Below are 21,646 nucleotides of genomic sequence, written 5' to 3'. Positions count from 1 at the left end.
TATGGGTGGATTTGTATTGTGTTCAAGGAGGAATACGGCATAGAAAAGACCCTGAGGAAGCCTCAGGGTCTTGAGTAGCTAATCAGCTATTGGAGCTGAATTCAGCGACGAGCGCTGGTCTTGCGGACAGCGAACAGAGCCACACCGGCGGCAGCCAGCAGCACAACGGCCACGGCGTACGGAGCGACGGAAGCACCGGTGTCAGCAACGGTCGGAGCAGCGCCTTCACCAGTGGCCGGAGCGGTCACAGTGTAGGAAGCCACCACTTTGCCATTAGCGTCAACGAGCTTGACGTCGGTCTTGGTGCCGGCCTTGAGGGTGATCTTGACGGTCTGAGAGGTGGACGTAGCCGTGAACTCAAGGAATGTCTTCTCGGCAGCCAACTCAACATTGGACACGACCTGATCGTCAGCCTTAACAGAGTACTTAGCGCCCTTAGTGAGACCGGTGAAGGTCACAGTGGCGACGGTGCCGGTCACGGAACCGGTGGCGCCGTAATCCTCAGCCATAGCGGTGTTGGCAGCGAAACCAAAGCCCAGCACAGCGGCGACAGTGGCCAGCAGAGCCATAAACTTCTTCATCATAATATTTCCTCCTTAACGGGGTTTCCCAACCCCCTAAGTAACCTGCTCGGAAATCGCAAACCCCCGATTTCCTTGCACGGCTTACACAATACTCGCCTGAACGACGTTCGTGACAAGAACCGTCCTCGTCTGATACGTGCCGTGTGATGCTTGCGTCACACGAGGTGATGTCCGTGTCTCATGACGTGATGTCTGTGTCACATGGCTGCTGACTGGTCGGTTTGTCAAAAAGCGTGAAAATCGTTGGAATTGCAACGTTTTGTGCGTTTCTGTGCCGTAGTTTGCCGGGAATTTACCTAGCTTGCGCCTGTTCGGGCGTGTCGTTTTCCTCGTCGTCAAAGCTGAACAACTCTTCCACTGTGGTGTCGAACACCTTCGCCAGATCCATGGCGAGCCTGAGCGATGGGCAATACTGCCCCTGTTCCAGACGTCCGATGGTCTCCCGGCGCACATTGATGAGGTCGGCCAGCTCGGATTGCTTCATGCCTCGTGCCAGACGATGAATCTTGAGACTAGTCTTCATCATCGTCCCATTCGAGCCGTCATGCTCAAGCCACAGATACTGCACGTCGGATATCGCCAAGGCGCACATGGCCAACGCGGGCAGCATCATCGGGTTGATGATGTGCAGGAACCCTGACGTGATCACCATATTCCAGATGGTGTATACGAATCCCAGAACCACCAGAGCAGTTATGAGCACGAACAGCGCGAACTGCATTGCCACCCCTTGATGCTGGTCCGAGAGCTCATCGCGGCGAGGTGACCGTTTGTTAAGCACGGTCACCACCCAGATCTCGCCACCGGCCCAGACCAATGCCACCACAGCTGTGACAATCACTCCGATGAGACTGTGTCCGATGACCACCATCAGCATGCAGGACAGCGCGCCGATGGTCTCGACCACGGCGCGAATCGCGATATACCGGTTGAACGTCATGATTCGCCTCCGAAATACCGGCATGGGGACACCCACGTGCCGTACGTCTGACTATACAGTTTGTCGGGATGACCTGTCGTAAGGTCTCACTATCAGTATGCCGCGCGCGAAGCGCGTCCACAATTGCAGGACGAGCTGGCCCGCGAAGCGCGTTCGTGATTGCAGGCTCCCCTTGTCAGGGGAGCTGGCCCGCGAAGCGGGACTGAGGGGTAGTGAATTAATCAACGAACTTACAGCGCAGGACACTAGTAAGACCTCACTAGACGTACACTGACACGTGCTCAGTGTACGTCTAGTGAGGTCTTGGCAGCGCTTGGTCGCAGCGAAAGAATCAGTAGCTCCTGTACTGCAGCCAGTGGTTGTAGGCGGCGGTCACAGAGCCGTAGCGATCGTTGCAGTAGCCGAGGAACCACTTGAACTGCGTCTGGTAGTTGGTGGCCCAGTCGGCGCCGGCGGAAGCCATCTTGCTGCCAGGCAGCGCCTGCGGCAGGCCGTATGCGCCGGACGGGTTCGCAGCGGTGGGGCTCCAGCCGGATTCATGGTTGATGATGAAGTTGGCGGCGGTGAAGTCGTCCTCGGAGTAGCCGTTGGAGATCATGTAGTCGTGCGCCCAGGTCTGCATCTCGCCCACCGGCACGGTGGTGCCGAGGCTTGCGGAGGAGCCGGACGATGACGAGGACGAAGACGTTGTGGAGCCTGTGCCCACCAGAATCACCTTGTCCACCGGGGCCTTCTTGACCCACGACGTGAACACGTTGGAGGAGACCACCTTGTCGCCGCTGCGCGTGACCAACGACGTGGTCTCCATCACACCGTTCTGTCCCTCGGTCTCCACCTTCTCGGTGCCCTTGGGCAGGCTGTCGGTCTCCTTGCGGATCTCGTTGAACGGGATGTCTGTGTCCGTGGTCTCCACGTCAGCGCCTGCGCGCTCGATGGTGATGACCGTGGACTCGGTGACCTTGCTCTTCAGCGAGGGGCTGACCGTATCGTCCGGGTCGAGTGTGATGTTGCCGGCGTCAAGCACGTCCTTGACGGTCTTCATTGCGTCTTTCTCGCCAAGCACCACGCGCGAGTCGCCGTTGATCTTCACGGTGACGAACGTGGTGTTCTTGTCCGTGGCGTTCAGTGCTCCACGGGTGGCGGAGCGGGAGGCTGCGGAATCGGTGGCGGAGAACGCGGTGACCTGATTGACGGGCTTGGCGTTGTCCGACTGGTAGAAGCTGCGGGATACGAATCCGGCTCCGGTGATCAGTCCTCCGGCGGCCACCACTGCGGCGATCTTGGCCCACTGACGCTTGCTGATGCTCAGGGACTTCAAAGGGGAGGTCTTCCTGCCGTGTCTCGTCATTACGCTCCTTGACTTGGATTTGCAGCCCGAACGTCTCGCCGAACGTGCGGCTGATGTCGGTCATCGGTTTCGGTTATGCATATTCACTTATGCATGATATGAACTACTTGCATCGTGCAGGTTTCATACGTCGAGCTGCACACTGACACTCATCATAGGTGCACCGCTGGAAGAACACCACTCGAAGAGGTCTCTCCCCCAGTCAACTTCGCTGACAGCCCCCTCGTCAGAGGGGGCCGGGTGCTTGTTTGGCTCCCCTTGTCAGGACAGCACCGTGAAGCAAACAGCAGAGCTGTTTGTAGGTGCTGTGCGAGCCGACAGGCGAGCCAGTTGAATGCCGCGCGTAGCGCGTCCGAATTTGCAGGACGAGCTGGCCCGCGAAGCGGGACTGAGGGGTAGTCCCATCGTCAGAGGGGGCCAGTGCGGAGCCAGTGCGGAGTCAGTTCTGTGCTTGGGCTGCGGCCTGAGCCTTGGCGGCGGCAAGGTCGAGCGCCTTGGCCTGACTGATGAGATCGTCCAGATCGCCGGCCTGCAGGGCGCCGGCCTGCTGGAAGATGACCTCGCCCTGCTTGGCGATCATCAGCGTGGGTACGGCCTGGATGCCGGCCGCCTGCGCCAGATCCTGGTTCGCGTCGATATCCACCTTCACAAAGGCGATGTCCTTGTTTTCGGGCTTGTCGGACGCGGCCTCGAAAATCGGGCCGAATGCGCGGCACGGGCCGCACCACGTGGCCCAGAAGTCCACGAACACGATTTCGTTGTCGGTGATGGTCTGCTCAAAATCAGCTGAAGTGATGGCCTTGGTTGCCATGGTGGTCTCCATTCTGTCGGTTGTGCTCAAGCTTGGCAGTACCACCCAACAATTCAGCCTGCGTTGCGCTGCCGGCCGAACCGAGCTGAACCGAGCCGAATTGGTGCCGCATCAACCGTACCGCTCCGTACCGGTGCGAGCCGGGCCATACTGAGCTGAACCTCCCGCGAACCTTCCACAACCCATCTGAACGTTTGCCCAGATTTTGCTGCGAGAGGAGCCCATTCGCGCGGTCGCGCGCGATAATGGGAAGCATGCCAGTCTTGAATGATGAGGTGCCCTCCGAGGGCGACTTCGACGCCAATCGCAATCGCGGTGAATTCGACAACATCACCCCCGAGGATTTCATCCACGGAGGCGGCTCCGGCCACGGCAACCCGCCGGGATGGCTGGGGCCTGCGGACATCAACCGCGCGCGTCACCAGATGCCCATCGCCTATGTGGAGATCGTGCCGGTGCGCACGGATGACATGGGCCGCATATCGCAGGTAGGGTCGCTGCTGCGCGTCTCGGACGACGGTTCTATCGAGCGCACGCTGATCACCGGGCGCGTGCTGTTCCACGAGTCGCTGCGCGAAGCCATCGCACGCAACGTGGCCAAGGACCTGGGCGACATCGCGCTGCCGATGCTTCCCGCATCCCTCCAGCCGTTCACGGTCGCCGAATTCTTCCCGACCCCGGGCCTGGGCGACTACTACGACCCGCGTCAGCACGCCATCGCATTGTGCTATGTAGTGGCGATTGCCGGAGATTGCAAGCCGCAGGACGAGACGCTCGACGTGGAATGGGTCGATCCCAAGAGCGACCTGATGGACAAGTTCATCGACCAGATGGTCAACGGGCACGGCCGCATCGTGCGTCAAGCCCTAGCCTGGGCCGGAGTGTGAAGGAGCAGTTTGTAGGCAACGTGCTGGCCGGCTTATTCAGGTTGGCTCGGGTTTGGTCTCTCCCCCAGTCAGCTTCGCTGACAGCCCCCTCGTCAGAGGGGGCCGATATTCGGAAGCCTGGTCGGCTCCCCTTGTCAGGGGAGCTGTCGGCGTAGCCGACTGAGGGGTAGTCATCAGAGGAGCCCGATATGGATCGTTTGTATATAACGAATGAAAGTGTGTAGTTATGGCAATTGAATTGGTGAATCATGTGTATCGCGAGGGTGAGGGTGTGCCGGTGGTGCTGATGAACGCCTATCCGGTGGATCACCGCATGTGGGACGTATGCGCCAAGGCGCTCGCCGACTTCGCCGATCTGGACGACGTCCCCCCGTTCCCCATCTGGGCGCCGGACATGGCCGGCTCCGGGCAGTCCCCGGTGCCGAGCGCGGAGGACTCCGGCCCGAGGCTCGCCAACGGCGCCTACACCGAGGCTCTGGACCGTCTCGCGGACGCCTACGTGGACCTGGTGAAGTCCGCAGGATACACGCAGGCCATCTGGGTGGGCCTGTCCATGGGCGGCTATGTGGCGATGGACATCCAACGCCGTCATCCCGAGACCGTGGCCGGCCTCGCCCTGTGCGACACGATGGCCGCATCCGACGGTGTGGGCGGCGAACCGCGCCTCGCCATGGCGGACGCCGCCGAACAGACCAACTCCGTGGAACCGGTGATGCATTTCGCCAAGCCGTCCGACGGCGACTCCACCGTCAAGAAATCCCCTGAGTTCATCGCCACCATGACCCAGTGGATCAGCGAACAGGACCCTGCGGGCCTCGCATGGCGTCAGCGCATGACCTACGGTCGCCCCGACATGGGCAAGGTACCCGAAACCATCACCGCGCCGACCGCCGTCGTCTCCGGCGAACTCGACCCCACCAGTAACCCCGGCGTCATGCGTCCGCTGGCCGACCGCATCACCGGCGCCACATTCACCGCCATTCCCGATTGCGGCCACTTCAGCGCCGTCGAGCATCCCGACACCGTGGCCCGTGCGCTGCTCGCTCTCGTGCGCCGGGTGCAGGATCAGGACTGAGGTAGAGCATGACCGCTGATATCCATTTCTCACCATTGGCACTGACCCGCGCGCTGCCGTTCCTGCCGCTCGCGCAAGGCGACATCGACTACCAAGTCGATCGACGGGGCGAACCGGGACTCATCGGGCATCTGCTGGAGGACCCCGCCACCAAAGTCATCCTCACGCGCAACGGACTGGTCGCCGTGCCCCGCGGACAAGGCGAGTTGGTGGATTATGAGAACGTCAAACTGCGGCTCGCCACCTTGCCGGGCGCGTACGTCGCCGCGGAACTCAAACGGTATCCGCAGGCCGTGGCCATGTTCCTCGGCTCCTATGGCGGTGTGCGCGGCGAATGCGTCGTCGCCATCGACATCTCCCGGGTGCCTGAACCGGGTGCCGTCAATCGTGCAGCCGGGGCGCCAGACGCCGTTGGTGCCGCCGCCGGTGCCAGCAGCAGCGCCGTCGGCAATCCGGCGGGCGCGTCGACCCCTGGAATCGTCGGCGTATTGGGAACCGAGGATTCCGGTACCGTCGATGGCAACCTCAGCGTCTCGGATTCCGCCGGACAGGGCGCGGATGATGCGTTCGACGAATCGGTCGGCATCGCCGGTGAGCAGCCTCGCCAGCCCAAACCGACCCTGCTGCAGCAAGCCGTCGACCGGTTCGACTGGGCGGATCTGCGCGGCTTCGCACCCCACGCCAATGCGCGCGAGGCCGGGCAGGCCACCAGCGCCGTCACCCTGAGCATCTGGCACAGTCGGCAGCGGTATTGCCCGACCTGTGGCGCGCCGGTCGAAACCGCGCTCGCCGGCTGGGCGCAGCGGTGCAGCAATGCGGCGGACGGCAACCGGATCCTGTTCCCGCGTATCGAGCCCGCCGTGATCACCGCGATTGTGGACGGCCATGACCGGTTGCTGCTGCAACACAATGCGGCATGGAAGGACGAACGGCTCTACTCCGTCTCCGCCGGATTCGTGGAGGCGGGGGAGAACCTCGAGCACGCGGCGCGGCGCGAGGCCAAGGAGGAGACCGGCATCACCTTGGGCGAGGTGCGCTACCTCGGTTCGCAGCCGTGGCCGTTCCCCGCGTCGCTCATGATGGCGTTCAAGGCGCACGCCGTCACCACGGACGTGCATGTGGACGGTTCGGAAACCGTGACCGCCCGTTGGGTCACGCGCGACGAATACACCGCCGAGCTGATCTCCGGACGCATGGCCGCCCCCGGACGTGCCACCATCGCGCGCTACATGATCGAGGAGTGGCTCGGGCGGGAGCTGTAGGCGTGTCATGTTTTGTGGCGGTTCCTACGTCAGCAGATGCTTTTCTGGCTCCCCTTGTCAGGGGAGCTGGCCCGCGAAGCGGGTCTGAGGGGTAGTCAACCTGAGGAGTGGCTCGGGCGGGAGCTGTAGGCTGCTAGGCTGGGCACTATGAGCGAAACAAGCGAAACAGAAGACAACGAACAGCCGCTGAACCTCGACATTCCCGAGCATCTCGAATACTCCGACGAACACGTCTGGGTGGATCGCTCGGATGAGGACCTTGCCATCCTCGGCATCACCGAATACGCGGCCGACCAGCTCGGCGAGCTCGTGTTCGTGGATTTGCCCGAACCTGGTTCCCGTGTGGAGGCCGGCGACGAGATTGTGGAACTGGAGTCCTCCAAGGCCGTGCAGCCCATGATCAGCCCGGTAGCCGGCACGGTGAAGTACGTGAACCGCGACGTGTCCGACGATCCCTCCGTGATCAACGGCGACCCGTACGGCGAGGGGTGGATTCTCAAGGTCGAGCTCGATGACGACGAGCCGGAGCTGCTCAGCGCTGACGAGTACGCCAAAATCATCCGCTGGACTGATGCCGACTCATAGCATGCATGGCCTATAGTGGGGTGCATGAGAAGCCCACGCGAGGATTTTGAAGCCGCTGGCAGGCGTCTGGAGTCATTGCATCTGCCGCATCACTCCAGTGCGCCTGCGCCGGCGGACGACATGCCTACCGTGCCGATTCCTGCGCGCGCGGCGACCACCACATTCGATGCGCCATCGAAGCGGGAGCGCTTTGAAGTCAAGCCGCCGTTGACCCGGTTCATCCGTCGGGCAATCACTCGTACGTTCGGCATGTGGTCGCATCTGTCAGCTGAAGTGGTGCGCGGATGGGGCTGGTTCCCGCGCGTGGAACCGTATGTGGGCTATGGAACCGGCGACTATTCGCGCCTGATCTGCCGTACCGTATATGGTCCCGCCCACGGCCAGTCCGGCGAGCTGACGCGCGGCATCCGAGGTATGCTGGCCGTGCCGGCCGGCCGCACGCATGTGCAGGCCAGCATTGATGGCACGCCGCTCAACACCGTGCAGGTCGGCGTCTCCGAAGTCTATGACAAAGTGGATCGCACCCGCGACATGAGCGGAGAATACGCGATCTCCGATTCGGCAGGATACTTGGATCTGGTGGCAGAACACCGCCTGAGCGCGGGCATCCATCGCGTTTCGTACAGTGTGCCCGGCCGCAAGCCGGTCAGCGCGAATCTGTACACCATCCCGGCCAGCGCCAAAGTGGGCATCATCTCGGACGTGGACGACACGATCATGATTACCCAGGCCCCGGTACTGTGGAAGGCCGCCTACAACCTGCTGTTCCTCGATCCCAAGAAAAAAGCCTCCGTGCCGGGCATGAGCGTGCTGTTCACCCGCATCTCCGACCTGTTCCCGGACGCCCCGTTCTTCTACCTGTCCACGTCGCCGTGGAATGTGGAGAGCGCGATTCGCAACTTCATCATCGACCACGGATTCCCGGAGGGGCCGCTGCTGCTTCGCGACCTCGATCCGAGGCCCAAGACCTTCGTTCCCACGGGTCCGCAGCACAAACTGGAATTCGCCGAACAGCTGATGGCGGATTTCCCGGACATGAAGTTCATTCTGGTGGGCGATGATGGTCAGAAGGACCCCACCACGTACGCCACTATCGTCAAACGGTATCCCGGGCGCGTGCTGGCCATCGCCATCCGTCAGCTCAGTCCGAAGGAGGCGCCCGGCCTGGCGTCCGTCGCGGGATTGACGTCGACCCAGCCGATGCCGGTCACCGAAGTGCCGGTGTTCACTGGCACCACCGGAGCGAACCTGCTCAAAACCATGCTGCCGTATCTCAAGGAGCACGCGAAGAACGCGGATTAGCGGCTTGTAACGCAGATTGGTCCGTATTCTGCGTGGTATGGGTCGTTGACGGTGCCGGTTCGTCCCTTACCGGCGCGTACAATCGCGTGATATGACTGAAATGACCGAATCAGGCGCAGCGATGACGCCGACGCCGCCAGTGGCCAAACGTGAACCCAAGCGCCGTGAATTCCACGGCGACGTGTTCAACGATGATTACGAATGGATGCGCGACAAGGAATCCGCCGATGTGCGGGATTATGTGGCCGCGCAGAACAAATACTGCGAGGCGCGCATGGCCCATCTGGCAGGGCTGCGGCGCACATTGTTCGAGGAGCTCAAGGCGCATGTGGAGGAGACGGACATGTCCGTTCCCACGCGCATCAACGACTACTGGTACTTCACGCGCACCCAGCAAGGCAAACAGTACGGTGTGCAGTGCCGCATGCCGGTGCGCGGCGCCGACGATTGGGACCCGCCGGAGGTCGATCCGCAAGGCGCTCCCGGTTCGATGCCGGGCGAGCAGGTGGTGTTCGACGCCAACGTGGAGTCCGAGGGGCATGACTTCTTCCGGCTCGGCGGCATGGATCTGAGCCATGACGGACGATGGATGCTCTACGGTGTGGATCTGCGCGGCGACGAACGCTACGATTTCCGCATCCGCGACCTCGATGCCACGCTCGCGCAGGGTGGTGAGCCGGTGGAACTGCCGGAAGTGTTTCCCGGCATCGGCGGGGCCTGCTTCACTCCGGACGGGCAGTGGGTGTTCTGGACCGAGCTCGACGACTCCTGGCGGCCGTGCGCAATCTGGCGGCATCATGTGGGCACGTCGGTCGAATCGGACGTCTGCGTGTACCGCGAAGCGGACGAGAAGTTCTGGGTCGGGGCGGGCATCAGCTTCGACGAGCGCAGCATCGTGATCGGCACCGGCTCGAAAACCAGCACCGAAGTATGGATGCTGCCGGTGGATACGCCGGATGGCGAGTTCCAGCCGTTCATCCCCCGCAAGGAAGACGTGGAATACGATGTCAGCTTCGCATGCTTCGAGGGCGCCGGCGAAGGCGGCGAGGATGTGCCTCTGGCGGTGGTGTACCACAACGCCGATAATCCGAATTTCGAAATCGACGTCATCGACATGCGCAATCATCGGCCCCCATACCGTCTGGGTGAAGGCGTATGCGTGGCTGCCGGCTCGCCGTATGGCTGTGAGCATGGCGAACCTGACCGACCGATTACCGAGGCCTATTTCAATCCGGCGAATCCCGCGATTCTGCAGGGTGCGCACGGTCTGGGCATTGAAGGCATCGGCTTGCATAGGTATTTTGTCACGCTGAGCTACCGTTCCGACGGCCAGCCGCATGTGGCGTACATGACCAAGCAGGCCGCCGCTGAGGATTTCCTGGCCGGACGCCCGTGGCGGTTCACGGAACTGCTGCCGCCGTCATTGGAGAACGATTGGGATCTGGTGGCCGCCGATCAGTCCGACCAGACGGGTGACCATGGTGAACGGCTGTGGCAGGATCTGCAGGACGACGATGTGCCCGGCGACGCGGATGGTGCCGTGCAGTCCATCGATGGCACAGAACCCACCGCCGTGCCAACGGATCACACCGCATCATTCGATGGGGCCAGCGACGACCACCTTCCCGGCGAGACCCGGCGCCTGTACACCATCGGCACCGGCGGCAATCCCTCCTATGACGCGCCTCGCATGCGGTACTCGTTCGCCAGCTACACCCGTCCGGGCGAACTGCATGAGATTGACCCTGCCACCGGGCAGGACACGTTGCTCAAACGCGCCACCGTGCTGGGTGATTTCGACCCGCGTGACTATATGGAGCGTCGCGTATGGATCACCGCGCGAGACGGGGAGTGCATTCCAGTGTCGTTGGTGTGGCGGCGCGACTTCCCTGCGCAGGATTCCCCGATGTTCATCACCGGCTATGGTGCGTACGAGATTTCCTCAGACCCGGGATTCTCCGTGGCTCGTCTGAGCATGCTCGACCGCGGTGTGCTGTATGCCGTGCCGCACATCCGCGGCGGCGGTGAGATGGGTCGCGCCTGGTACGAGCAAGGCCGTCGCCTGCATAAGAAGCACTCGTTCGAGGATTTCGTCGATGCCACGCGCGTTCTGCAGGAGGCCCGTCTGGCCGATCCGCGTCGCACAGTGGCCAACGGCGGTTCCGCCGGTGGCCTGCTGATGGGTGCGGTGGCCAATATGGCACCGGAATGCTATGCGGGTATTGAGGCGGATGTGCCGTTCGTGGACGCGCTCACGTCGATTCTCGACCCCGACCTGCCGCTGACCGTCACCGAATGGGATGAATGGGGCGATCCGCTGCATGACCCGGCCGTGTATGCGTATATGAAAACGTACACGCCCTATGAGAACGTGCCTGTGCCGGTGGTTGGGGCTGCTGGTGCTGAGGCTGCTGGTGCTGAGGATGGCGTCAGAGGTTCCGCTCAGTCCGGTGCGCCCGCTTCCCGGTTCCCCCGCATCTTCATCACCACGTCGATGAACGATACGCGCGTGCTGTATGTCGAACCGCTGAAATGGCTGGCCCGGCTGCAGTCGGCTGGCGTGGATGCGGTGGCCAAAATAGAGGTGGAGGCCGGTCACGGCGGCATTTCCGGGCGATACAAGCAGTGGGAGGAAGTCTCCTACGAGAACGCCTGGTGCTTGGGCGTGATGGGTATCGCTCACTAAGCCGCCAACGTTGTGGGCTGCGGCCGCGGACTGCGGCTGTGAACTACGGCCGTGGACTGCGGCCATGTCCACCAGCTGAGCCGGTTCGGGTCATCAGATGACCACGCGACTAGGCTCCTTGAACTATGGCAAAGACATACAAAATCGCCGTCATTCCTGGAGACGGCATCGGCAAGGAAGTCACCCCGTGGGCGCAGAAGGCCTTGGAAAAAGCCGCTGAAGGTGTCGCGGACTTCGAATACGAGCAGTTCGATCTCGGTGCCGAACGGTATCTGCGCGATGGCTCGATTCTTCCGGAGGAGGAAGAGGAGCGCATCAAGGCCAACGACGCCATTCTGCTCGGTGCGGTCGGCGACCCGCGCATCAAGGCTGGCATTCTGGAGCGCGGCCTGCTCCTGAAGCTCCGTTTCGACCTCGACCAGTACGTGAACCTGCGTCCTTCCAAGCTGTACAAGGGCGTCACCTCGCCGCTGGCCAACCCTGGTGACATCGACTTCGTGGTCGTGCGCGAGGGCACCGAAGGCCTGTACTGCGGTGCAGGCGGCGCGGTCCGTCGCGGCACCCCGAACGAGGTGGCCACCGAGGTGTCCATCAATACCGCCTATGGCGTGGAGCGCGTGGTGCGTTATGCGTTCAAGCTCGCCATGAAGCGCCGCAAGCATGTGACGTTGGTGCATAAGAAGAACGTGCTCGTCAATGCAGGCGATATGTGGCAGCGCATCGTGGACAGGGTCGCCGAGGAATACCCCGAGGTCACCCACGACTACCTGCATATCGACGCCACAACCATCTTCCTGGTGTCGAACCCGTCCCGCTTCGACGTGATTCTGACCGATAACCTCTTCGGCGACATCATCACCGACGAAGCCGGTGCCGTGGTGGGCGGCGTGGGATACTCCGCTTCCGGCTGCATCAATGCGTCCGACGAGTATCCGTCCATGTTCGAGCCGATTCACGGTTCCGCTCCGGACATCGCCGGCCAGAACAAGGCCAACCCGACCGCCGCGATTCTGTCTGCGGCCATGCTGCTTGAGCATCTCGGTTTCGACGACGCGGCCAAGAAGATCCACGCGGCTGTGGAGGCGGACATCGAGGAGCTCGGTTCCACCGTGCGCACCACCGACCAGGTCGGCAAGGACATTCTGGCCCGCATCTGACGCGCCCGTCTAGTGCTCATCCGCCCATTCCCAGGACCGGGGATGGGCGGATTTGTTTATTTGCTATGGTGGGCATCGTGGGCGAAGCGATAATGGGCCGAGGTGAAGCGAAAACGCCGGGCGGCAAGTTGGTGGCTGTCAATGTGACCTTGCAGATGAATGGCAGTGCACAATCGGATGGTGATATGCAGCCAAACGGTACTACTCATCCGAACAGTGCCCTGCCGCCAAATAGTGCTGTGCAATCGAATAGTGCTGCGCGGCCAAACGGTGCCGTGCGGTCGTGCAAACTGGATGGCGATTTCTTTGTGGAGGCGTCGGACGACTTGGCGTCGGCAGGGTTCCTGCAGGCCATCGAACAGGCGCTCGTCGCTGGAGCGTCAGTGCAATCGGTGATTGACTCTCATCCTGACTGCAATCTGATCGGTACGGATGCCAAAGCCATCGAAACCGCTTTCACCCGGGCTTTGGAGCAGATCATGCGCCACTCGGTGCCGTCAACAGCATCGCTTACCTCGGTAATGCCGCAGGCTCCTATTCGCAAAGACCCTATATATAAGGACTCTATATATAAGGACTCCGCTCAGCACTCTGCGGTACCTGGCGTTTCCGCAATGGCAGCCGGCGTTCTGCCCGACAATCAAGCGAACTACGCATCCCGCTGGGCGCAGTTGTTGCCGCAGCTCACCGTCATCCATGATCAGCCGCGACTTCCCGCTGAGCAGATGCGAATCGATGAGACCTGGGCGCGCGAGGTCGCATCCGGCCTGCGGCCTCCGACCCTGCGCATCTGGGAATGGGCGGCCTCTGCAGTGGTGATCGGGCGATTCCAGTCGGCACCCGACGAAGTGAACCTTGACATCGCCGAGCAGCGCGGGTTCAGCGTGGTGCGCAGATGCACCGGCGGTGGCGCGATGTTCATCGAGCCTGGCAACACCATCACCTACTCCCTGTATGCGCCGCTTGACTTCGTGCAAGGTGTCAGCATCGAGGAATCCTATCGGTTGTGCGACTGGTGGCTGGTCGAGGCGTTGCGGGAGTTGGGTCTCGACGTGCGATTCTCGGGACTGAACGACATCGCCTCGCAGTATGGCAAGATCGGGGGAGCGGCGCAACGCAGGTTCCCTGTTGTGCGGGGCGATGGGATACGGCAATCCTCTGAAGGAACAGGTGCGGACGGGCGGGCCGAGAGCCAGACGGTCGGCGCGGTTACCGGAGCCGTGCTGCATCATGTCACATTGGCTTATGACATCGATGCCGTGGCTATGGGCGAGGTGCTCAACACCAGTCGGGAGAAGATGTCGGACAAGGCGGTGAAATCCGCTGTGAAACGGGTCGATCCGCTCAGAAGCCAGACCGGGCTGAGTCGGGAGCGGGTCATCAATCATCTGCTCGCGTGGCTCGTCGAGCGGGGCGGTGAGCCCGGTGGCCTGCCAGATCGGCCGGGGCAGCCTCGTCAGTCACTGGTGAACAAATCCTGACGGTTCATGTGAGGCGCGTTACAATAGTGCGAGTGGCCGAAGGTGGCGTAAGGCAATAAGGACGGTGCGATGGGCGTAGAGACTCCGAACATGTTCTCCGACGAGGAGAACATTCTGCTGCAGACGGCACTGTTCAAGCAGGTTTCCCCCGCTGAGGCCGAGGAGCTCATCCCGCATCTGCAACGTGCGGTCTTCGACAAGGGCGATTACATCTTCTCCGAAGGCGATACGGATCATCGCATGTATCTGCTCGAGCGTGGCCGTGTCAAGCTGATCCGCACATCCACCGACGACCGCGTGCAGCTGCTGTCCATCCACGCCCCCGGCGAGGTGCTGGGCGAGATACCTGTATTCGACCCGAACGGTGGCCCGCGTACCGCGTCGGCCGTGGCGATGAGCCACGGCACGCGGGTGGTTTCGTTGGAGCATGATGCGTTGTTCGCTTGGCTGGACGAGCATCCGCGCGTGGCCATCGACATGCTTCAGGTCATGGCCAATCGCCAGCGGGCCAACAACGAGCGCATTTCCGATCTGGTCTTCATGGACGTGCCGGCTAGGCTCGCCAAAACCCTGCTCAACTTGGGCTCCCGCTTCGGTGAGCCGGTGGAACAGGGGCTGAAAGTGCCGCATGACCTGACACAGGAGGAGCTCGCGCAGCTGGTGGGGTCCAGTCGCGAGACCGTGAACAAGGCGCTTATGGACTTTTCGAACCGCGGCTGGATCGCGCGCGATGGCCGCTCCATCATCATCTTCCAGCCGGGCATGCTGATTCGCCGCTCACGACGCTGATTGTGCTGACGAAACGACTGCCCCTCAGTCCCGCTTTGCGGGCCAGCTCTGACAAGGGGGCCGAAAAATATAATTACGAATTAATGATGCGGGATACTAGCTGTGCACGTTGCATAGATATGCGCAGGCTCCCCTTGTCAGGGGAGCTGTCGGCGAAGCCGACTGAGGGGTAGTCTGCAAGCAAATGTCAATTTTGTTGACGAAATGATTGGCCCGGCGTATTCGGCTGATGTCCAGCAAACGTTACGCTAGTGCGGTTCTTGTGATGATTGACTGGATACGCGGGCGGGCCATTGGATTGGTACGCCGGGCCATTTAGAATGGGGCCCATGCCCAAAAAGAAGTCCCTGACAGTTCGTCGTGTGTTTGTCCTCCTGCTCGCGTACATCATGCTTGCCGTGTCTGGCGGCGTGGTGGCCAGCGTGCTGTTCGTGCCGGGCGTGTTCGGCGCGAACAAGGCCGCCAAGGCGGTCATCCCCTCGTTGAAGGTGGAGAACGTGGACTTCGACGTGACTAACCTTCCGCAGAAGTCGACCATGTATGCGAACGATGGCACGACTGTGATCGCCACGTTCTACAACCAGAACCGTATCGTGGTGCCCCTGAAGAACATCTCCAAAGCCATGCAGCAGGCTGTGGTGGCGCGCGAGGACCGCCGCTTCTGGTCACATGCAGGCGTGGATGTACAGGGCGTGATGCGAGCCTTCGTGCAGACCTACATGCTGCAGAAGTCCCAGCAGGGCGGCTCCTCCCTGACCCAGCAGTATGTCAAGAACGTGCTGCTGATGCAGGCCATTGAGGATGACGACTCCATCGCCCAGTACCATGCCACCGAGGACACCATTGCCCGAAAGATCCGCGAGATGCTCATTTCCGTGCAGATGGAGAAGAAGTACTCCAAGGCGGAGATCCTGCAGGGATACCTCAATATCGCCCAGTTCGGCAGCAACCTGTACGGTGTGGAGACTGCGGCCCAGCGTTACTTCAGCACGTCCGCTTCCGAACTGACCCCGATTCAGGCGGCGACCATCGCCTCGATCACCAAGAACCCGAACCAATACGATCCGTTGATTGAAAGCAACCAGGCGGAAAGTGAGAAGCAGCGCAACATCGTACTCGACCTGATGGCTCAGGAAGGCTACATCACGCAGGAAGAGGCCAAGAAAGACAAGGCCATTCCGCTGAAGGACACGCTGAAAGTACAGAATGTGAATGTCGGTTGCCAGGATACCGGCGACTACGCGTTCTTCTGCGATTACGTGGTGCATCGCATCCAGAACTCCGAGGAATTCGGCAAGACCCAGGAAGAGCGATACAAGTTGCTGCAGGAAGGTGGCCTGAAGATCGTCACCACGCTCGACGTGGACGCCAACTCCATGCTGATGGACACTGCGCGCAACACGATTCCACCGAACGATTCCAGCGGCATGGAAATCGCGATGGCCGCTGTCAAGCCGGGTACCGGCGAAGTGCTCGGCTTTGGTCTGAACCGGTATTATGACGCCACGCCTGAGGCAGCCAACGATCCGACGAAGACCAGCCAGAACTACGTTGTCGATCTTGCGGACGGCGGCGGCTCCGGTTGGACCATCGGCTCCTCGTGGAAGCCCATCAATCTGGTGGCGTGGATGGAGGCCGGACACTCCATCAACGACAATCTGCAGACGGCCACCGTGTATCCGACCACCGACTTCGCCTGCGACCGATACACTGGCGGCACTGATTCCTGGAAGGTGCAGAATGCATTCGGCACCACGGTGAATCCTGAAAGCCCGTTCCTTGGTCTGGTGCGTTCGCATAACACCACCCAAGCTTCGATGGGCTCCATCATGAAGCTGTGCAAGGTGGCGGACACCGCCACCGAGCTTGGCTACCATGACGCCAAAACCGGCGAGACCATCGACAAGACCGCATCCTTCACGCCGTCCATGATGATCGGTTCGGTCAACGTCTCCCCGCTGACCATGGCCTCCATCTTCGCCGTGTATGCAGCGAACGGCGTGCAGTGCAACCCTATCGCCATCTCCAAGGTGACCAATGGCGACGGCCAGGAGCTCAAGGTGCCGTCCGCCAATTGCCATCAAGCGGTAGACAAGGACATCATCCAGACGCTGGCCTACACGCTGAACCAAGGTGTGACCAGATCCGACGGTCAAGGCCGCAACTTCCAGCTCAACAACGGGCGCAAGTCGTTCGGTAAGACCGGTACCTCCGAGGATTTGGCGGTTTCCAGTGGTTCGTTCATTCCGAACCAGATCGCCACGTTCGCCGTGGTCGGCGACGCCCAGAACCCGTACGCACACCGTATCGCCAACATGAGCATCAACGGCGTGTACAACAGCTACTGGGATGGTTCCACCATCGCCGCCCCTGCACTGCGCAACTTCCTGAACGCCTATGCGGACAAGAAGCAGTTGCCGATCGACAACGACTATGGGCAGCCGGTGGCCAAGTACACGGCCAGCGGCACCACGTTGGGCATCGGTGGACGTGCATACAGTACGCAGAAGTCGACCACGAACAATAACAGCAGCAGCAACAACAGCAGCAACAACAGCAATAACAACAGCAATAACAACAACTCCGGAAACAACAGCAACAACTAGTGTGCCGCGTCAGAAGTTCGTTGAATATATTGGAGGCTCCCCTTGTCAGGACAGCACCTACAAACAGCTCCGTTGTTTGCTTTACGGTGCTGTCCTGACAAGGGGAGCCATACAAGCCGGTATCGGCCCCCTCTGACGGGACGTTGCCGTGAAGCAGACAGCGGAGCTGTCTGTAGGCAACGTGCGAGCCGACAGGCGAGCTGGCAAACCGCGCGCGAAGCGCGTCCCTGATTGCAGGGCGGGCTGTCAGCGAAGCTGACTGGGGGAGAGAAAAAGCTGAAGCACTCATTTATTTAACAGACAGACCACTAGCGGCCCGATCGAATTGTAAAGGCCAATTACATAGTTTGCGGGCGTTGCCTCAATGAGGTGACGCCCGTTTTACAATAAATGCGATACAACATACTTTGGCCGGCGGTATCCGCAATCTCAGCCGGTTAATGGAGGGGATTCATGGGCGGCGATACGTTGACGCACAACAATTTCGATTTCAGGGGATTCGATGTCCCAGAGCTCAAAGCGGTGACATTGGCGGCATCTGATTCGGATGATAGGGGTGCGGATGCGCTGAACGGCGATGCGGACAAGACGAAGGGAAAAGGCTCCGGCAAGAAGTCCAATGGCAAGGCCGGCGGCGCAGCTGCCAGGAGCGGCAAGACAGAGAAGAAAGGCAAGAACGTGGCTAAGGAATCCGATAAGGGCAAGAAGAACAAGGTCGGACTGTTCACCCCGATGGGGCTGCGCGATGTGACCGTGCGCAACCGCATCTGGCTGCCGCCAATGTGCACGTATTCCGCGTTTGCCCGCGACGGCAAGCCCACGCCGTTCCACTACCAGCATTACGTGTCCCGCGCGTTCGGCGGTTTCGGCATGATCATCGCCGAAGCGACCGCCGTGGCTCCGGAAGGCCGCATTTCGCCGTGCGATCTGGGTCTGTGGGAGGACGCGCAGATCGACGCATGGCGCTGGATTGTGGACGGCATCCGTAACGCTGGCGCCGTTGCCGCCGTGCAGCTCAATCATGCCGGGCGCAAGGCGTCCACCGGCTGCTTCCCGGTCGGATATGAGGGGAGAGCGTGCCCGAGGAAGCGGGCGCTGGCCTACCGTGCTCCTTCGCCGATTGAGTTCGGCAATCTGAACAAGCCTCGCGAACTGTCCGTCGATGAGATCCACGGCATTGTGGGAGCATTCGCGGCGGCTGCAGGCCGCGCTGTGGCGGCAGGGTTCCAGGCCATTGAGATTCACGCGGCCCATGGGTACTTGATCTCCGAGTTCCTTGACCCGCTGTGCAACGAGCGTACGGACGAATACGGCGGTGGGCTGGAAGGCCGTGCCCGCTTCCTGCTGGAGGTCGTGGATGCGGTGCGTGCCACCGTGCCGGAGAGCATGCCGATACTGGTGCGCGTCTCCGCCACCGATTGGGCTGCCGGCGGCTGGGATCTTGACCAGACCATCGTGGTCTCCAGGATGCTTAAGGAGCATGGCGTCGACCTCGTGGATGTGTCCACCGGCGGCATCATCCCCGGCGTGTCCATTCCTGTGAAGGACAATTATCAGGTGCCGTTCTCCGAGCAGGTGCGCGCCAAGGCCGGTGTGCCTACCACTGCCGTGGGCCTCATCACCAAGCCGAAGCAGGCGAACAAGATCCTGACCCGTGGCCAGGCGGACGCCGTGGAGATCGGTCGTGCTGCCTTGCGTGACCCGTATTGGCCGTTGCGCGCCGCCAACAAGCTCGGCGTTCCTGTTACCGAGGCTCCCTACCAGCCGCAATACATCCGCGGCGCGTTCTGATAGGTACTAGTGGCTACTAGTGGCTACTAGTAGCCACTAATGTCTTGCGTCAGTAGCTCGTTGATTGTGTTTTGGCTCCCCCTGTCAGGGGAGCCTGCAAGTACAGGAGCACCGGTGCCAGTTACCGTACGTCCACGCCGACGGCGTCGGACACGTGCTCGAAGCCGTCGCGGCGCAGCAGTTCGGCCAAGCCGCGCTTGAGCACGGTGATCTGCTGCGGTCCGCGATACATCAGCGAGCTGATGAACATGACCAGGCTTGCACCGGAGCGGATCCGCTCGTATGCCTGCTCCGGAGTGAAGATGCCTCCGATGCCGGCGATGACGAAGCGGTCGCCGTATTCCTGATATACCTTGCGCACAAGCGCGTTGCTGGCTGTGGTGCACGGGCCGCCGGAAAGGCCTCCCTCCCAGTCGCGCGGAATCTCGAGACCGGTCCGGTCCTTCTGCAGATTGGCTAGGGACAGGCCCTGCACATTATGCTCGGCGAGCACATCCAGCAGTTCCTTGTATTCCGCCCATGGCTTGTTGAGCGGCATCTTGACCAGCGTGGGCTGCGGTCGCTCAATCTTGTCCAAAGCGGTGAACAGTCGGTCGAGTGCTTCGGGGGAGGCGGTGAACGGTTCTCCCACGTGGGTGTTCGGGCAGGAGACGTTCACCTCGACCATGGCGGTGCGTCCGGCGGCGCGGCGCATCGAGATGCAATAATCCTCGATGCCCTCGTCCAGATCCCCGCACAGATCGTCGTTGGTGCGTGCGATGGACACGGAGATCTGCATCTGCCGCGCCTGCGTCCACGCCTGTTCTGCGCGGGCGATCACCTTGTCGGAGCCAATGTTGGCGAGACCCACGTGCACCATCATCGAATCGTATTCGGGCAGGCGATGGAACCAGGGCTTCGGATTGCCTGGGCAGGGTCGGGACGTGGTGGAACCGACGGTTTCAAAGCCGAAACCGGCGTTGTCCAGCACCACGGGCATGTCGCAGTTCTTGTCGAGGCCGGCCGACAGGCCGAACGGGTTGGAGAAGTCGATGCCCATCACATTCGTCTCCAGAATGGGGTCGGTGTAGTCGAGCATCGTGCGCTCGGCGAACAGCAGCGGCGGAAGATGCCTGACCACATGACAGAATTCGATCATCTGGTCGTGCGCCTCGTCGGGCCTATGGTTGAACACGAAGTTCGGTTTGATGATGTGCTTGTATCCGAAAGTGAACAGGTCGGTGGTGGCCTTGTTCACGGCGTCATGCCAGAAGCTGTCGATAACGTAAGTCATAACGCCCATTCTCTCACTTGGAGCGCTCCGAAGCCAGCAGGGTGTGCACAGTTGATCGTGCATGATAGGCGGGGTCTTGCCGCTGGCTCGGGTACGGAGTTTTCGGTTGGTTTCGCTGCATATGTGTCGTCGAATGTGCGATTTTGCGCGATTCGGCGGCGTTGAAGAGCCGCCAGGCCTTAAATGGAACGATGCGAACGCAAACTTTGGCGGAAAACGCTCAACACGGTTTTGTTTGTGAGCTTTTGTGTGCGATAATGTTCGTATGATTTCGTCACAACGTCAGCACCTCATCTTGAGCAGGCTGCGCACACGCGGTGCTGTGCGCATCACCGCACTATCCAAGGAGCTGGGAGTTTCGGCGATGACCATCCGCCGCGATATCGCGGAGTTGGCCGATAAGGGTCTGCTCAATCGTGTCCACGGCGGTGCCGTGACCACCAGTACCCTGTTGAGCGAGCCCCTGTTCTCCGTGAAGTCCCAAATGGACATCGGACTCAAGGACGCCATCGCCCAAGAGGCTGTGAAATACGTGGCACCCGGAGACGTGATCGCCATCGGCGGCGGCACCACGGCCTACGTATTCGCCCAGCATCTGCTTGAATCGCAGCAATCCAGCGGCATCACCATCCTCACCAATTCGATTCCAGTGGCGGAGCTCGTCCAGGCGCTTGAATCCAAGGATGTGGAGGTTATCGTCACCGGTGGTGTGATCACGCGTTCGAACTCCCTCGTGGGGCCGATCGCCGACAAGGTCGTCGCATCCCTGCGCGTCAACACCGTATTCCTCGGCACGCACTCCGTGTCGATACCCCGTGGCTTCCTCATGCCGAACTCGCTGGAGGCCGCAACCGATATGGCGATGATGGACATCGCCGATCGCACCATAGTTTTGACCGATCACACCAAGTGGAGCTGCACGTCGTTGTCGTTGTTCGCGCGCTTCGATCAGGTCGACACGGTCATCACCGACGACGGGCTCGACCCCGATTCCGCCGCCAAAACTAAAGATTTGGTTAAGGAACTCGTTCTGGCTCACCAGACCGAGCCAACTGAGGAAAGTGAGTGA

17 protein-coding genes are annotated in these 21,646 nt (G+C 61.2%); 12 read left to right on the top strand and 5 right to left on the bottom strand.

What is annotated here, in order from left to right:
* Positions 1 to 101: 101 nt before the first annotated feature.
* The 4 genes from BREU_RS02280 to trxA all read right to left on the bottom strand — a co-directional run bounded on the left by BREU_RS02280 (position 102) and on the right by trxA (position 3,683).
* The gene (locus BREU_RS02280; protein ID WP_044090489.1) at positions 102 to 584 is read right to left on the bottom strand and encodes a hypothetical protein; all 483 of its coding nucleotides are present in this window, start codon (positions 582 to 584) and stop codon (positions 102 to 104) included.
* 292 nt (positions 585 to 876) lie between these two features.
* Complete coding sequence (locus BREU_RS12700) at positions 877 to 1,524, bottom strand: helix-turn-helix transcriptional regulator (RefSeq protein WP_238566977.1); 648 nt, start codon at positions 1,522 to 1,524, stop codon at positions 877 to 879.
* 331 nt (positions 1,525 to 1,855) lie between these two features.
* Entirely contained in the window at positions 1,856 to 2,872 is a 1,017-nt protein-coding gene (locus BREU_RS02265; protein ID WP_044090486.1) for a G5 domain-containing protein, read from the bottom strand.
* A gap of 439 nt (positions 2,873 to 3,311) precedes the next feature.
* Positions 3,312 to 3,683, bottom strand: coding sequence for a thioredoxin (gene trxA, locus BREU_RS02260; protein ID WP_044090485.1), 372 nt, complete (start codon positions 3,681 to 3,683; stop codon positions 3,312 to 3,314).
* A gap of 254 nt (positions 3,684 to 3,937) precedes the next feature.
* Here trxA and BREU_RS02255 point away from each other — a divergent pair, with 254 nt between their 5' ends.
* From BREU_RS02255 to BREU_RS02205, 11 genes are all read left to right on the top strand, one after another.
* A complete protein-coding gene (locus tag BREU_RS02255; RefSeq protein ID WP_044090504.1) occupies positions 3,938 to 4,570 on the top strand; it encodes an NUDIX hydrolase family protein in 633 nt (210 codons plus the stop codon).
* Between the two features lie 226 nt (positions 4,571 to 4,796).
* A complete protein-coding gene (locus tag BREU_RS02250) occupies positions 4,797 to 5,645 on the top strand; it encodes an alpha/beta fold hydrolase (RefSeq protein ID WP_044090484.1) in 849 nt (282 codons plus the stop codon).
* Positions 5,646 to 5,653: 8 nt separating this feature from the next.
* Complete coding sequence (gene nudC / locus BREU_RS02245) at positions 5,654 to 6,907, top strand: NAD(+) diphosphatase (RefSeq protein ID WP_044090482.1); 1,254 nt, start codon at positions 5,654 to 5,656, stop codon at positions 6,905 to 6,907.
* Between the two features lie 147 nt (positions 6,908 to 7,054).
* On the top strand, positions 7,055 to 7,492 hold the full coding sequence (gcvH, locus tag BREU_RS02240) for a glycine cleavage system protein GcvH (protein WP_044090480.1): 438 nt from the start codon (positions 7,055 to 7,057) through the stop codon (positions 7,490 to 7,492).
* Between the two features lie 120 nt (positions 7,493 to 7,612).
* Positions 7,613 to 8,794 carry an App1 family protein gene (locus tag BREU_RS02235; protein WP_375137550.1) on the top strand — a complete coding sequence of 394 codons (1,182 nt, stop codon included), beginning with the start codon at positions 7,613 to 7,615 and terminating at the stop codon, positions 8,792 to 8,794.
* A 91-nt stretch (positions 8,795 to 8,885) separates the two neighbouring features.
* Positions 8,886 to 11,480 (top strand): S9 family peptidase, encoded by a 2,595-nt coding sequence (locus BREU_RS02230; RefSeq protein ID WP_044090478.1) that lies wholly within the window; start codon positions 8,886 to 8,888, stop codon positions 11,478 to 11,480.
* A gap of 125 nt (positions 11,481 to 11,605) precedes the next feature.
* Positions 11,606 to 12,637: a 3-isopropylmalate dehydrogenase gene (locus BREU_RS02225; RefSeq protein WP_044090477.1), complete on the top strand. Its 1,032-nt coding sequence runs from the start codon at positions 11,606 to 11,608 to the stop codon at positions 12,635 to 12,637.
* Between the two features lie 185 nt (positions 12,638 to 12,822).
* Positions 12,823 to 14,118: a lipoate--protein ligase family protein gene (locus BREU_RS02220; protein WP_414133015.1), complete on the top strand. Its 1,296-nt coding sequence runs from the start codon at positions 12,823 to 12,825 to the stop codon at positions 14,116 to 14,118.
* 69 nt (positions 14,119 to 14,187) lie between these two features.
* Positions 14,188 to 14,907, top strand: coding sequence for a Crp/Fnr family transcriptional regulator (locus BREU_RS02215; protein WP_044090476.1), 720 nt, complete (start codon positions 14,188 to 14,190; stop codon positions 14,905 to 14,907).
* 320 nt (positions 14,908 to 15,227) lie between these two features.
* A complete protein-coding gene (locus BREU_RS02210) occupies positions 15,228 to 17,513 on the top strand; it encodes a transglycosylase domain-containing protein (protein WP_044090475.1) in 2,286 nt (761 codons plus the stop codon).
* A 453-nt stretch (positions 17,514 to 17,966) separates the two neighbouring features.
* On the top strand, positions 17,967 to 19,304 hold the full coding sequence (locus BREU_RS02205; RefSeq protein ID WP_044095773.1) for an NADH:flavin oxidoreductase/NADH oxidase: 1,338 nt from the start codon (positions 17,967 to 17,969) through the stop codon (positions 19,302 to 19,304).
* Between the two features lie 121 nt (positions 19,305 to 19,425).
* Here BREU_RS02205 and BREU_RS02200 read toward each other — a convergent pair whose 3' ends face one another.
* Entirely contained in the window at positions 19,426 to 20,577 is a 1,152-nt protein-coding gene (locus BREU_RS02200; protein ID WP_044090092.1) for a quinone-dependent dihydroorotate dehydrogenase, read from the bottom strand.
* 265 nt (positions 20,578 to 20,842) lie between these two features.
* Between BREU_RS02200 and BREU_RS02195 the strand changes: the two genes are divergently transcribed.
* Positions 20,843 to 21,646, top strand: a complete 804-nt coding sequence (locus tag BREU_RS02195) for a DeoR/GlpR family DNA-binding transcription regulator (protein WP_044090093.1) — start codon at positions 20,843 to 20,845, stop codon at positions 21,644 to 21,646.

Source organism: Bifidobacterium reuteri DSM 23975, assembly GCF_000741695.1.
In the GTDB taxonomy this organism is placed as follows: Bacteria; Actinomycetota; Actinomycetes; order Actinomycetales; family Bifidobacteriaceae; genus Bifidobacterium; species Bifidobacterium reuteri.
The sequence above is the reverse complement of the archived record's forward strand: the minus strand, read 5'-3'. Positions and strand labels throughout refer to the sequence as shown.